This is a genomic window from Pseudofrankia inefficax (genome assembly GCF_000166135.1).
Taxonomy (GTDB): domain Bacteria; phylum Actinomycetota; class Actinomycetes; order Frankiales; family Frankiaceae; genus Pseudofrankia; species Pseudofrankia inefficax.
Genome location: NC_014666.1, coordinates 116,856 through 129,350, shown reverse-complemented (window position 1 = coordinate 129,350; position 12,495 = coordinate 116,856). Strand labels below are relative to the sequence as shown.

General features: G+C 74.0%; 10 protein-coding genes. 7 read left to right on the top strand and 3 right to left on the bottom strand.

Annotation, left to right across the window (positions count from 1 at the left end; translation table 11 throughout):
- Positions 1-41: 41 nt before the first annotated feature.
- Together FRAEUI1C_RS00550 and FRAEUI1C_RS00545 are read right to left on the bottom strand one after the other, a co-directional pair.
- Positions 42-1,238 carry a geranylgeranyl reductase family protein gene (locus FRAEUI1C_RS00550; RefSeq protein WP_049807079.1) on the bottom strand — a complete coding sequence of 399 codons (1,197 nt, stop codon included), beginning with the start codon at positions 1,236-1,238 and terminating at the stop codon, positions 42-44.
- 25 nt (positions 1,239-1,263) lie between these two features.
- Positions 1,264-2,343 (bottom strand): DUF5926 family protein, encoded by a 1,080-nt coding sequence (locus FRAEUI1C_RS00545; protein WP_013421318.1) that lies wholly within the window; start codon positions 2,341-2,343, stop codon positions 1,264-1,266.
- 338 nt (positions 2,344-2,681) lie between these two features.
- On the opposite strand from FRAEUI1C_RS00545, the gene FRAEUI1C_RS00540 reads away from it, so the two are divergent.
- The 5 genes from FRAEUI1C_RS00540 to FRAEUI1C_RS00520 all read left to right on the top strand — a co-directional run bounded on the left by FRAEUI1C_RS00540 (position 2,682) and on the right by FRAEUI1C_RS00520 (position 7,466).
- Complete coding sequence (locus FRAEUI1C_RS00540; RefSeq protein WP_013421317.1) at positions 2,682-3,833, top strand: ABC transporter ATP-binding protein; 1,152 nt, start codon at positions 2,682-2,684, stop codon at positions 3,831-3,833.
- A complete protein-coding gene (locus tag FRAEUI1C_RS00535; protein ID WP_013421316.1) occupies positions 3,830-4,483 on the top strand; it encodes an ABC transporter permease in 654 nt (217 codons plus the stop codon). The genes FRAEUI1C_RS00540 and FRAEUI1C_RS00535 overlap by 4 nt, the downstream gene beginning before the upstream one ends.
- Positions 4,480-5,319 (top strand): ABC transporter permease, encoded by an 840-nt coding sequence (locus FRAEUI1C_RS00530; protein ID WP_013421315.1) that lies wholly within the window; start codon positions 4,480-4,482, stop codon positions 5,317-5,319. Before FRAEUI1C_RS00535 ends, FRAEUI1C_RS00530 begins: the two co-directional genes overlap by 4 nt.
- A 9-nt stretch (positions 5,320-5,328) precedes the next feature.
- The gene (locus tag FRAEUI1C_RS00525) at positions 5,329-6,258 is read left to right on the top strand and encodes an ABC transporter substrate-binding protein (RefSeq protein ID WP_013421314.1); all 930 of its coding nucleotides are present in this window, start codon (positions 5,329-5,331) and stop codon (positions 6,256-6,258) included.
- Positions 6,259-6,473: 215 nt separating this feature from the next.
- The gene (locus tag FRAEUI1C_RS00520) at positions 6,474-7,466 is read left to right on the top strand and encodes an ABC transporter substrate-binding protein (RefSeq protein ID WP_013421313.1); all 993 of its coding nucleotides are present in this window, start codon (positions 6,474-6,476) and stop codon (positions 7,464-7,466) included.
- Between the two features lie 169 nt (positions 7,467-7,635).
- On the opposite strand, the gene FRAEUI1C_RS00515 is transcribed toward FRAEUI1C_RS00520, so the two are convergent.
- On the bottom strand, positions 7,636-9,699 hold the full coding sequence (locus tag FRAEUI1C_RS00515) for an MFS transporter (protein ID WP_013421312.1): 2,064 nt from the start codon (positions 9,697-9,699) through the stop codon (positions 7,636-7,638).
- A gap of 496 nt (positions 9,700-10,195) precedes the next feature.
- Here FRAEUI1C_RS00515 and FRAEUI1C_RS00505 point away from each other — a divergent pair, with 496 nt between their 5' ends.
- Together FRAEUI1C_RS00505 and mqnB are read left to right on the top strand one after the other, a co-directional pair.
- Complete coding sequence (locus FRAEUI1C_RS00505; RefSeq protein ID WP_013421311.1) at positions 10,196-11,134, top strand: DUF3027 domain-containing protein; 939 nt, start codon at positions 10,196-10,198, stop codon at positions 11,132-11,134.
- Between the two features lie 369 nt (positions 11,135-11,503).
- The gene (mqnB, locus tag FRAEUI1C_RS00500; protein WP_013421310.1) at positions 11,504-12,448 is read left to right on the top strand and encodes a futalosine hydrolase; all 945 of its coding nucleotides are present in this window, start codon (positions 11,504-11,506) and stop codon (positions 12,446-12,448) included.
- Positions 12,449-12,495 lie beyond the last annotated feature (47 nt).

The window sequence follows — 12,495 nt, the reverse complement described above, 5'->3', positions numbered from 1 at the left end:
GCTGAGCGCCCTTACCAGCCTGGATCGGGGGTGGCGCGTAACTACGGGGTAGGCGCGGGTCCAGGGTCGGGACGTTGGTTGCGTTGGCGGGAGAGGGCCGCGACGGTCCTGGTCACGCCGGGGCGGGCGAGCTGGCGCGCGACCGTCGAGCGGCCGTCGATGATGCGGGTGAACAGGCCGAACGCGCCGGGGAAGCCGGCCATCAGCCCGTGCATCACCTCGGGGCGGCGGGTGAAGAGCCCCAGTAAGGTCCGCCCGGCGGTGACCTCGGGGCCGAACACGGCGTCGACCCGGTCCGGGTAGGCGTCGAGCGCCCCCTGGTCGCCGCCCGCGGCCGCCGCGGCGGCCGACCCGGCCAGCCGGCCGGAGCGCAGCGCGAACGAGATGCCCTCCCTGGTCCAGGGGTCGAGCAGGCCCGCGGCGTCGCCGGCGACCAGCACCCTGCCGCGGCGCACCGGCGAGCCGTCGGCACGCACCCGGGTCAGGTGTCCCGAGTCATGCAGGCGTGGCAGGTCGGCCAGGCCCAGCTGGGCGACGAACCGCTCGTAGTAGGAGCGCAGCGCCGGCCCGTCCTCGCGGGCCCCGATCACCCCGACCGTCAGCACATCCCCCTTGGGGAAGACCCAGCCGTACGAGCCGGGCACCGGGCCCCAGTCCAGCAGCATCCGGCGCTCCCAGCGGGCGGCGACGTGGGCGGGCGCCTTGATCTCCGCCTCCAGGCCGAGGTCGACCTGGTCGCAGCGCACCCCCACGTAGCCGGCGGCCCGCGACGACGTGCCGTCCGCGCCCACGACGACCGAGGCCCGCAGGTCCGGCCCGCCGCGGATCTCCACGACGGCGCCGGCCGGGCCGTCGTCGCGGACACCGGTCACGACCGTCGACGTCCGGACCTCCACGCCGGCGGCCCTGGCCGCGTCGACCAGGGCGGCGTCGAGCTCGGGGCGCATGACCATCGCGATGATCGGCGAGCCGTCCCGGCGCCGCCGGGTGACCCTGTACCGGCCGTCGAGCGTGATCGTCAGGGCGTCGACCTCGGCGCGGGCGAGCTGGGCGAGGTCCAGCCCGGCGCCGCTGATGTGGTCACGCGAGATCCCGACCAGGCCACCGCCGCAGGTCTTGTACCGGGGCAGCTCAGCCCGCTCGACCAGGCACACCCGAGCGCCGGCCACCGCCGCCGACCGGGCCGCGGCGGCGCCGGCCGGGCCGGCCCCGATCACGACGACGTCGAACTCCCGCATGGAGGTGTCGGCCACGGTCCGTCCGCTAGCGCAGCGTCAGGGTGCGGCCGACGACGCCGGCACGGATGCGGCGCTCCTCGCTGGTGAGCGGACGGCGCTCGGCGAGCACCTCGTCCATGGACTTGCGCAGCGCGGCGGCCGGCGCCTCGCAGCTGTCCGCGTCCGCGTCGGGCGCCAGGTCCCAGACCGGGACGACCAGCCCGTCGGCCCGGAAGGAGCCGACGAACCGCGACCCCTCGCCGGCGCTCAACGCGTTCGCCGCGGCCAGCCGGGCCAGCGCGTCGAGCAGTTGCTCCTCGGAGCGGGAGCGGGCGACGTCCGGGTCGCTGACGCCCTCGACCTCCAGGAACGGCAGCACCCAGCGCAGGTGGCGCTTGTCGCCCGGCTGGGTCCAGTAGGCGGCCTCGACGGAGCTCAGCCGCGCGGTCGGGACGACGGTCGCGTTCGCCCGCTCCAGGCTCGACGCGACCTCGCCGGACAGGCCGGCCCCGTCCTCGGACGGCGGCAGCCACCAGTCGAACCCGGCGTGCACGGTGATCGTCAGCGGCGCCGGGTCGAGAACGTCGACCAGCCTGGGCAGGCCGGCGAGCCCCTCGGGCAGCCGCTCGACGGCGGTCAGGGCGGAGACCGGCCCGGTCGCGATGACCGTGCCCGGCTCGGCGGCGAGTGCCGCCAGCAGCGCGCCGGCGATGTCCGCCGACGGATCGAGGCCGGGCGCGAGGGTCTGGGTGGCGACGAGGATCTCGCCGGTGTCCCGGACCAGCGCCGGCGCGGCCTGCGGCAGCATGGTGCCGAGCGTGATCTTCCGGTCGGCGTGCTCGGGGTGCTTGGCCAGGTGGTCGGCGTGCAGCGTCAGCGGCGCCGTCGCGCTCGGGATCAGCTCGCGCAGCGCGACCAGGTCGGCCTCGTCCACCCGCCCCGCGAACGGCCGCAGCACCGGCGCCGGGCGCGACTTGGCGCCGTGGCAGGCCTTGTACCGACGACCGGAGCCGCAGGGGCACTGCTCACGCGGCCCAACCTGCGGAACGTCGGCCGCGTGGGCACCGGCGGCTGGAGCCCCGGCGGCGGAGGTTCGGGGACGCGCTGTGGTGGTTCGGCGAGCGATGGCGGGCTCCCGAGGTCAAGGACGACGGCCGGTCCGGCCGCCGTCCGGTGGGGACGACATCCGGTAAGGCTAGGGCACGACCGCCCCTACGACGCGACACGCCGCCCGCCGCTGCGTGCCGGTGCCGCGGGCAGCTGGCTACTGCCGTGAGCTGCCGGTTCGTCGACGGGCGGCGCCGGCGGCCGACCCCGCCGCGGCGGGGCGGCCAGATCGACGGGCGAACAGATGGCACTGCCGGGCGACAACGAAAAGCCTATTTTGTCTACCGGCTTCCGGTGCAATACCCTCTGTCAGGCGCGCCGCGCGGGTCGTCGTCATCAGGCATATGGGATGGTGTGGTGATCCGTTTCGAGTCGGTGACCAAGCGGTACCCGGACGGCACCGTCGCGGTGGACGCCCTGGACCTTGTCGCCGAGACCGGCAAAATCACCGTACTCGTCGGCCCTTCCGGCTGCGGCAAGACGACCAGCCTGCGGATGATCAACAGGATGATCGAGCCGACCTCGGGCCGGATCTGGCTCGACGACCGGGACACCGCGACGATCAGGTCCGACCAGCTCCGCCGCGGCATCGGCTACGTGATCCAGCACGCCGGGCTGTTCCCGCATCGGACCGTCCTCGACAACATCACCACCGTTCCCCGCCTGCTCGGCCGCGGCCGCCGCGAGGCGCGCGGCCAGGCCCTGGAGCTGCTCGAACGGGTGGGCCTGCCAGCGGCGTTCGCGGGCCGGTACCCGGCCCAGCTGTCCGGCGGCCAGCAGCAGCGCGTCGGCGTCGCCCGAGCGCTCGCGGCCGACCCGCCGGTCATGCTGATGGACGAGCCGTTCTCGGCCGTCGACCCGGTGGTCCGCGGCCAGCTACAGGACGAGTTCCTCCGCCTGCAGCACGAGCTGCGCAAGACGATCGTGCTGGTCACCCACGACATCGACGAGGCGATCCGGCTCGGCGACCAGGTGGCCGTGCTGCGCGTCGGCGGCCGGCTCGCGCAGCTGGCCCCGCCGGGCGAACTGCTGGCCAGCCCGGCCGACTCGTTCGTCGCGGGCTTCGTCGGCCGCGACCGTGGCTACCGGGCCCTCGGGTTCACCCACGCAGGCGAGCTGCCGCTGCTGGACGAGCCAACGGTGACGGTCGGCGCCCCGCTCAAGTCGGCGCCCGACCTGGCCAGGGACGGCTGGGTTCTGGCACTCGACGAGGAGCGGCGCCCGCTGGGCTGGCTCGCCACTTCTGCGACAGCGGAGGTCGGCGCAGCCACCGCGACGGGCGAGGGCACGGTCGACGCGGACAAGCTGAACCTCGGCGGCACGCTCACCCCCGAGGCGGGAACGCTGCGCGAGGCGCTCGACGCGGCCCTTTCGTCGCCGAGCGGGCGGGGGGTCGTCGTCCACGCCGACGGCACCTTCGCCGGTACTGTCACCGCGTCCGACGTGCTGGTCCGGATCGAGCAGGAGCGCGCCGCCCCGCCCGGCTCACCCGAACAGCCGGCGCCATGAACCACATCTGGCAGTACCTCAGCGACAACCACAGCCAGGTGCTCGACTGGCTGCGCACGACGGTCTGGCTGTCGCTCGTCCCGCTGGTGGTGGCGCTGGTGCTGTCGCTGCCGATCGGGTGGCTGGCGAGCCGGTACCGCTGGACCTACGCGCCGGTCATCAGCCTCGGCGGGCTGCTTTACACGATCCCGTCGATCGTGCTGTTCCTGGCCCTGCCGGGCGTCCTCGGCACCGGAATCCTCGACCCGCTCAACGTCGCGGTGGCGCTCACCGTGTACAGCGTCGCGCTGCTCGTGCGGGTCGTCGCGGACGGCCTGCGGTCCGTCGACGCGACGGTGCTGGACGCCGCGGCGGCGATGGGCTACACCGAGCGCCAGCGCCTGCTCGCGGTGCAGCTCCCGATGGCGGTGCCGGTGATCGGCGCGGGCCTGCGGGTCGCCGCCGTCTCGAACGTCAGCCTGATCGCCGTCGCGTCCTCGCTGGGGGTCAGCCAGCTCGGCTCCCTGTTCACGCTGGGGGCCACCACCAGCGACACGGCGCCGATCTGGCTCGGGCTGATCCTGTTCGTGCTGCTCGCCCTGGTGCTCGACGCGCTGATCCTGCTGGGCGTCCGGCTGGCGACGCCGTGGCGGCGGGCGGTGGCCCGGTGAGCGCGGCGACCACGCTGGCCAGTAGCAACCTGCCCAGTCTCGGGCTGGTGCCCGGCTGGCTGACGACGGCGTCGCACTGGTGGGGGCCGCACGGTCTGCTGGTCTCCCTGCGCGAGCACGTGCTTTACACGGTGGTCGCGGTCGTCGTCGCGATGATCATCGCCGTTCCGATCGGGCTGCTGGTCGGCCACACCGGGCGCGGTGGCTTCGCCATCGCCGGGTTGGCGAACGCGATTCGCGCAGTGCCCGCCTTCGGGCTGCTGATCCTGCTCTACGTGGTGGTGAGCCCGAAGATCCACTATCACGGCTCGATCAGCTGGCTGGTGCCGCGCGGCGCGTTCGGCTCCCTGATCCCGGTCGAGGCCATGCTCGTCGTGCTGGCCATCCCCCCCATCCTCACGAACACCTATGCCGGCGTGCAGGGCGTGGACCCGGACGTACGGGACGCCGCACGCGGAATGGGCATGCGCGGGTGGCAGGTTGTCACGAGGGTGGAGCTGCCCATCGCGCTGCCGCTGGTGCTGGCCGGCGTCCGCAGCGCGGTGCTCCAGGTGATCGCGACCGCGACCATCGCCGGCTACCTGCCCTTCCTCGGCGGCCTCGGCTACCAGATCTTCATCAACGGCCTGCCCCAGATCAACGACCCGGACGTCGGCTACCCGGCGATGATCGGCGCGGCCCTGCTCGTCGCGGTGCTGGCCGTCGTCGCCGACCTGTTGCTGCTCGGCCTGCAGCGGCTCGTCGTCTCGCGCGGCATCGCCGGCCGCTACCGCACCACCCTGCCAGCCCCCGTACCCCCGGCATCCGCAGCACCCCCGGCATCCGCCGAAATCTAGAGGAGACCCATGTACCGCAAGACCACGTCGGCCTTTGTCGCCCTCGCACTGCCCGTCGTGCTGACGCTGGCCGCCTGCGGCTCGAGCGGCAGCAGTGGTTCATCCGCCAGCCCCTCGGCCGGCGCCAGCGCGGCCGCCGACGCGGGCTCGCTGACGATCGGTTCAGCCGACTTCACCGAGAGCGCCCTGCTCGCCGACATCTACGCCGACGCGCTGGCGGCCAAGGGCGTGAAGATCACCAAGAAGCTGAACATCGGTGAGCGGTCCGTCTACGTCAAGGCGCTGCAGGACGGCTCGATCGACTTCATCCCCGAGTACAACGGCTCGATCCTGGCCTACCTGGACCCGAAGGCGACGGCGAAGAGCACCGCGGAGGTGACCGCCGCGCTGCCCGCCGCCCTGGGCAGCAAGCTGACCGCGCTGACCCCGGCCACGGCCCAGGACTCCGACACGATCACGGTGACCAAGGCGACCGCCGACAAGTACCACCTGACCTCGATCGCGGACCTGACCTCGGTCGCCGACAAGCTCACCTTCGGCGCCCCGGCCGCGTTCCAGACCCGGCCTGACGGCATCCCGGCGCTCAAGAGCGTCTACGGGGTCACCTTCGGGAACTTCACCGCGCTCTCGGCCAGTGGCACCGTCACGGTGACCTCGCTGAAGAACGGGACGATCGACGGCGCGGACATCTTCTCGACCGACCCGTCGTTCGCGTCCGAGGGCTTCGTCGCCCTGGCCGACCCGAAGAACATGTTCGCCGCGCAGAACGTGACTCCGGTCGTGGCGACCGCCAAGGTCACGCCGACCATCAAGGACACCGTCAACGCCGTGTCCGCGAAGCTGACCACGGCGATCCTCGCGGACCTCGACGCGAAGGTCGGGACCGGCGACCCGGACGCGGTCGCCAAGCAGTGGCTGACCAGCGTCGGTCTCGCCTGACCGATCGCCCGCTCGGCCGCCGGCCCCCGAACCCTTTGCTGGGTCCGGGGGCCGGCATGTCGTGGGCCCGCCCGCGCTCAGGTGAGCCGCGCTGGCGCCGGTCCTGACCCGCGATCCGCGCCCGGCCCCGCGCGGCCCACGAAGATCCACCGGAAGTATGCTGGCGGCGTTTGACAGCCGCGGACGCGGCGGCGGGGGACCCGGGAGAGGCACCTGTGGCAGACACGGCATCCGTCTACCGTCACTCCCGAGGCCAGCGGAATCCCGGACGCGCCGTCGGGATCGCGGCGCTGCTGACCCTCGCGCTCGGCGCGGCCGCGTGCGGCGGCTCGGGCGGCTCCGCCAAGGGCGGCGGCGGGACGAACGGAGTCCCCAGGGGCCACCTGACGGTCGCCGACGCAGGGTTCACCGAAAGCAAGATCCTCGCCGACATATACGCCCAGCTGCTGACCAAGGCCGGCTACGGCGTGGACCGGACGTCGATCGCCAGCACCGAGATCGCCGAGTCCTCGCTGGAGAGCGGCCAGATCGACGTGATGCCGCAGTATGTCGCCACCTACGCCGACCTGCTCAGCTCCCTCGTCAACGGCAAGGACACCCCGCCGGTCTCGTCGAGCGACCTGACCGCCTCGCTGGCCGCGCTGCGCCGGTTCGCCGCCGGCAAAGGCCTGACGGCGCTGAACCCGGCGAACGCCGTCGACCAGAACGCGTTCGCCGTGACCAAGGACTTCGCCAGCGCCCACCAGCTTCGGACGCTGTCCGACCTGGGCGCCAGCGGCGTCGCGGTGACGGTCGCCGCGACCACGGAATGCCCGACCCGGCCGTTCTGCCAGCCAGGTCTCGAGAGGACCTACGGGATCAAGATCGCGGGCCTGGTCCAGACCGGCTTCGACACGGCCCAGACCAAGGCGGCGGTCCGCGACGGCCTGGCCCAGCTAGGTCTGGTCGCCACCACGGACGCGACGGTCGACGACTACGGCCTGGTCATCCTGACCGATGACAAGAAGCTCCAGAACGCCGACAACCTGGTGCCGATCGTCAACACCCGATCCCTGACCCCCGAGATCAGCGCGGCGCTGAACGTGCTGGCCCCCGTACTGACCACGGCCGACCTGGCCGATCTGGACCGGAGGGTCGACTCCGACGGCGAAGCGTCCGCGGCCGTCGCCACCGAGTACCTGACCCGCAAGCGCCTCCTGCCCGCCTGACCCACCACCCGGCTGGTCAGTGCCGTCCCCCCGCCAACGCCTGCCTCACCTTGATCGCCGTTTGGGCCCTGAGGTGGTCACTGAAACGCCCCCGCGACGACCATCCCAGGGCCAAAACCGCGATCAAGAGGACATCCTGACCGGCGACCCCGGTCGGAGAGGGCGCTGGCTAGTCCGCCGACTGGTTGGGGGTGTCGCGGGGCGGGGGTACGTCGGGGAAGCGGCGGTCGGAGCCGAGCGGGAGCGTCGTGTCCGGGTCCGCCTCGGAGTCGGCTCGGCGGGCGCGTCCCCACGGGCGCCGACGGGCGGGCCGGGTCGTGGTCTCGTCGACCGGGCCGGGCGCCCGCACCCACGGGCCCACCGGCTGTCCCGCCGTCTGGTCGCCAGGCGCCGGGTAAGCCCCAACTTCCGGGTACCCACCGGGTCCCGGATACCCACCATTCCCCGGGTACTCGCCAGACCCCGCATACCCGCCGGACCCCGGATACCCGCCATTCGCCTGGTCCTCGCCGGAGCCCTGGTACTCCCCGGAACCCGGGTACCAGAGGGTCGGTGGCGCCGCTGGGGGCGGGCTGACACTCGGATAGCCGGGAACCACGGGACCACCAGCCGGCATCGGCGGCTCGGGTGCGGCTCGCCAGGGACGCGTCGCGTCGTCCGGGGCCTGACCGGCGACGGGTCGGAACGGGCGATCCGGTGCCGGCATCATCACCGGCAGGACGGTCGTGCCGTCCGGTTGCACCCAGGTACCGGTCGCCGCCCCGGGCCAGGCCGCCGGGTCACCGCCCGACGCCCGGAGCCGCTCCGCGCGGTCCGCGGCACCGCGGGCGCGACGGATCTCCCGAGCCTGCGGGAACAGCGCGGCCGCGGGGACCAGCCCGGCGATCAGGAATCCGAGCTGGCCGGGCATCTCGATCAGCCCGAGCGCTCCGCCGGCCACCCAGCCCAGCTGCAACACCGTCTCCGAGCGGGCGAACGCCGAGTTGCGCACGTCGTCGGCCGTGTCGCGCTGGATGATCGCGTCCAGGGCGAGCTTGGCCATCGCCGCGGCCAGCATCGCCAGCAGGGCGGCGAACAACGCCGGGAACTTCGCGTAGTCGATGGCGGCCAGCAGGCAGCCGACGGTCGTCAGCAGCAGCGCCAGCGTCAGGATGCGCTCCGGCCGGCGCCGGCCCAGCCGTCCGCCGATCACCACGCCCAGGCCGCTGCCGACCGCGGCGGACGCGGCCAGCGCGCCCAGCCAGAGGTTGGTCCCGCCCTCGGTGCGCAACAGGAACGCAAGGAAGAACGTGAGAAACCCCACGATCGCGCGCAACACCAGAGTGGAGCGCAACGCCACCGGCGACGCGCCGAGCACCGCTCGGACCAACGCGTGCCAGCGGGCGTGCTTGCCGGCGAGCCGCCGACCCCGGCTCTCCGCGTCCACGACCGTGCCCGCGACAGCCTGGTACTGCAGCCCGGCCGCAACGGGCTGGCCGGGCGCGGCTGCGGCTCGCGGGCCGGTGGCACCGGCCACGATGTCCCGCAGCGCCCGCTCGCCGGCGTTCGAGTCGACCCGCTTCGGCAGGTTGATCGCCAACAGCACGCCGACCAGATAGAGCAGCGCGCACAGCCGCAACACCCACGCGTAGCCGACATACGGAATGTGCGCGATCCCGAGCCCGATGGGCGCGATCACGGAGCTCGCGACGATGTTGACCATCGACATCCGCGAGTTGACCTTGACCAACGTCAGCTCGGGTGGCGCCACCCGAGGGATCACGGCGCTGCGCGCGATCCCGAACGCCCGGGAGAGCATCAGCAGGCCCAGCGCGAGTGGGTAAACCTGCAGGCCGGAGAGCTGGGCCGCGAGTTGCCAGGCCAGCAGGCACCGGCCAAGGCAGAGCGCCGCCAGCGCCGTGCGCCGGCCATGGGCCACCCGGTCGAGCAACGGCCCGATCACCGGGGCCAGCAGCACGAACGGGACCATCGTGATCAGCAGGTAGAGCGCGACCTTGGACCGGGCCTGGCCGGTCGGCACCGAGAAGAACAGCGAGCCGGCCAGGGCGACGGTCACCAGCGCGTCGCCGGCGGCGTTGATCACGGAAAGGTCGAGCAGCGCGGCGAGCCCCGACCGGTCGGCGCCATCACGCCTAGTAGTCGCCCGGATGCGTCCAACGCCAGTTCCAAGACTCGCGCGGACCCTGCCGACGGTCCCGGTCGGACTCTCCGTAGCCGCGCCGGGCTCCGCCACGACCGCACGGCGGCGCAGCGGCCGGCCGAACCCGCGAGTACCCACCCTGCCGAGTGTGCTCGCCGAACAGCCGCGCGGCCACGACCACGCCGGGCGTACCTGTCGAGCCTGGGCGAGAATGGTCTCGTGGACGATGCAACGGGCGCTGACGACGCGGTGAGCGCTACTCCGGCCGAGCCGGCCGAGGCCCAGGACGCGGCGGCGGGCTCCCAGCCCGACGGCCCGACCGAGGCACCGACGGAACCCGCCGCCGACCTGACAACTACCGCCGCCCCGACTCCAGGCGACCCGCCTGAGCCGGCGATCCCGGCTGCTCTCGCCGAGCCGCCGGCCGCGGCACCCGCCGACGAGGTGGCCCTCGCCGCCCCGACGGCGCCCGAATCGCCCGCATCCGAGCCGCCCGCCGAACCGTCCATCGACGCGGCGGCCGAACCGGCGGCCCGCCCCGAACCCGAGGCCCGCCCCGAACCCGAGCCTCGAACCCGAGACGACGGCCGTGATCGAGCCACTGGCCGACCCCACGGCCGAGGTCGCGCCACCCGCCGACGGTGACGACGAGGACGACCAGGAGGACCCGGCCACCCCGCGGGGGACGAGGTCCCGGGCCACCGGCCCGGACCCGGTCTGCGCCGCGGCCGTCGACGTGGCCCGCGCCGCCGCCGTCGAGGAGGCCGGGGACGAGGGAGCCGTCGGCGAGCACCTGGGCGTCGAGGCCGAGGGCGACCGGCTGGTGCTGCACCGGTTCGCCTCGCTCGCCCGCGCCTACCGGGGCTGGGTGTGGACGGTCGTGACCACCCGCGCGCCGCGGGTACGCAAGGTCACCGTCGACGACGTCGTGCTGACGCCCGGCGACGACGCGCTGCTCGCGCCGGCGTGGGTGCCGTGGTCGCAGCGGCTTCGCCCGGGCGACGTCGGCGTCGGCGACCTGCTGCCCACCGCCGTCGACGACCCGCGGCTGGCGCTGCGCCAGGCCGACGTCGAGGAGTTCGTCGACACCGACGCGTTCCTGGAGCTGGGGCTTGGCCGCCCGCGGGTGCTCTCCGCGGTGGGCCGGGAGGAGGCCTCGGCCCGTTGGTACGCCGGCGAGTCCGGCCCCGACGCCCATGTGGCGAAGGTCGCCCCGGCGACGTGCCTGACCTGCGGGTTCCACGTCCGGCTGGCCGGTGCCCTCGGCCGGCTGTTCGGGGTGTGCGCCAACGAGCTGGCGCCCGACGACGCCCGGGTGACCTCGATCGACCACGGCTGCGGTGCCCACTCCGAGGCGCTGGTGGCCCCGTCGGCGCACCCGGAGTCGGTCCCCTTCGACGAGGACCCGTCAGATCTCACGCCGACCGACGTCGAACTGGTCGGGGCGACGGCGGGCGGCACCGCGCCCGAGCCCGCGCACGCCGGCCACCCCGCCGTGGGGCGCCCGGAGCCGTACGGCCACGCCTGACCGATTCAGCGCGACCGGCGGGGCTGACTGGCGCGACGGCGTCACCGGCCAGCCGGTCGTGCTGGGCGAATGCCCCGCCGGGGCCCGCGCTCCCGAGCGAGAACCCCGGCACAGGAAACCGACACCGGGCGTCGCCGCACCCTGGTCACCCGACGGGTGACCAGGCCGGCCACTCATCGTCACCGCCCGACGCGGGAACCACGCTCGGTCGACGGCAGTGCTAAGGTCCGTCAACAAAGTCCGGTTTGCCCTCCTCGGGAACCTCGTGCTGTCACCGCGCCGTCCGACACGGTGGTCTTTCCCGGAGGGTCTGTCTGTTCCCGACGATGGCGCACGGAGATCCACACCGACCATGCCTCAGACACGCCGATGAGCCGCACCCTGATCGTCACCGCCGTCCAGGCTGAGGCGGACGCGGTGTGCGCGGGCCTGATGGGTAGCTGGTCTCGCTCCCGCGGACCTTCCTCCGAGGTGCCGAGCGCGCCCGTCTCCCCCGACTGGGACCGCCAACTGCTGACCACCTCGACGCTCGGCCCGTACGTCGGCCGCCGCCGCGGCCCGGTGACGGTCCTGGCGGCCGGCACCGGCGGACCGGCGGCCGCGGCGGGTACCGCCGTGGCGCTCGCGGTCGCCGCGGCGACCGGCGACCCGTTCACCCTGGTGCTTTCGATGGGCGTCGCCGGCGGGTTCCGCGGCTGGGCCGAGGTCGGCGACCTGGCGGTCGCGTCCCGGCTGGTGGCGGCCGACCTGGGCGCCGAGTCCGGCCTGGAGGACCTGCGCGAGCCGGCCGGCAAGGTTCACGAGATGGACCGCAGCCTCGGCTTCCACAGCACCGGCGCGCCGCCGCTCCCGCGCGCGACGAGCTCCTCCGCGGACGGGAAGTTCCTCACCCTCGACGACCTGGACCTCGGCTCGTCGACGATCATCCCGAAGTCCGGCCTGGTCGAGCGGCTGGCGACCGTCGTCGGCATCACGGGCCGCCGGGTGGTCACCGGGCCCGTGCTGTCCGTCGCCACCGTCACCGGCACCGAGCTGCGCGCGGCGACCCTGACCGCCCGGCTCGACCCGGTCGCCGAGGGCATGGAGGGCTACGCGGTCGGCACCGCCGCCGCGGCCTTCGGCGTCCCGGCCGGCGAGATCCGCGCCATCAGCAACCAGGTCGGCCGGCGTGACCGCGCCAGCTGGAACCTTCCGGCCGCGCTGGCGAGTCTGCGCACCGCGGCCGGCGCCCTCGTCGCCCACCCGGACGGCCTGCTGGCGGCCGCGGCGGACGCTTCGGCGGCTGACGGGTCACGCCCACCGGTCGGGCGCTGAGCGTCCCAACGCCCGCTTGGCGGGGAACCGACAGACAATGAAGGCAT

Bases quoted from the DNA above. Each gene is read 5' to 3' on its own strand.
- FRAEUI1C_RS00525 (WP_013421314.1), top strand. From the start codon at position 5,329: ATGTACCGCAAGACCACGTCGGCCTTTGTCGCCCTCGCACTGCCCGTC.
- FRAEUI1C_RS00550 (WP_049807079.1), bottom strand. From the start codon at position 1,238: ATGCGGGAGTTCGACGTCGTCGTGATCGGGGCCGGCCCGGCCGGCGCC.
- FRAEUI1C_RS00535 (WP_013421316.1), top strand. From the start codon at position 3,830: ATGAACCACATCTGGCAGTACCTCAGCGACAACCACAGCCAGGTGCTC.
- mqnB (WP_013421310.1), top strand. From the start codon at position 11,504: ATGAGCCGCACCCTGATCGTCACCGCCGTCCAGGCTGAGGCGGACGCG.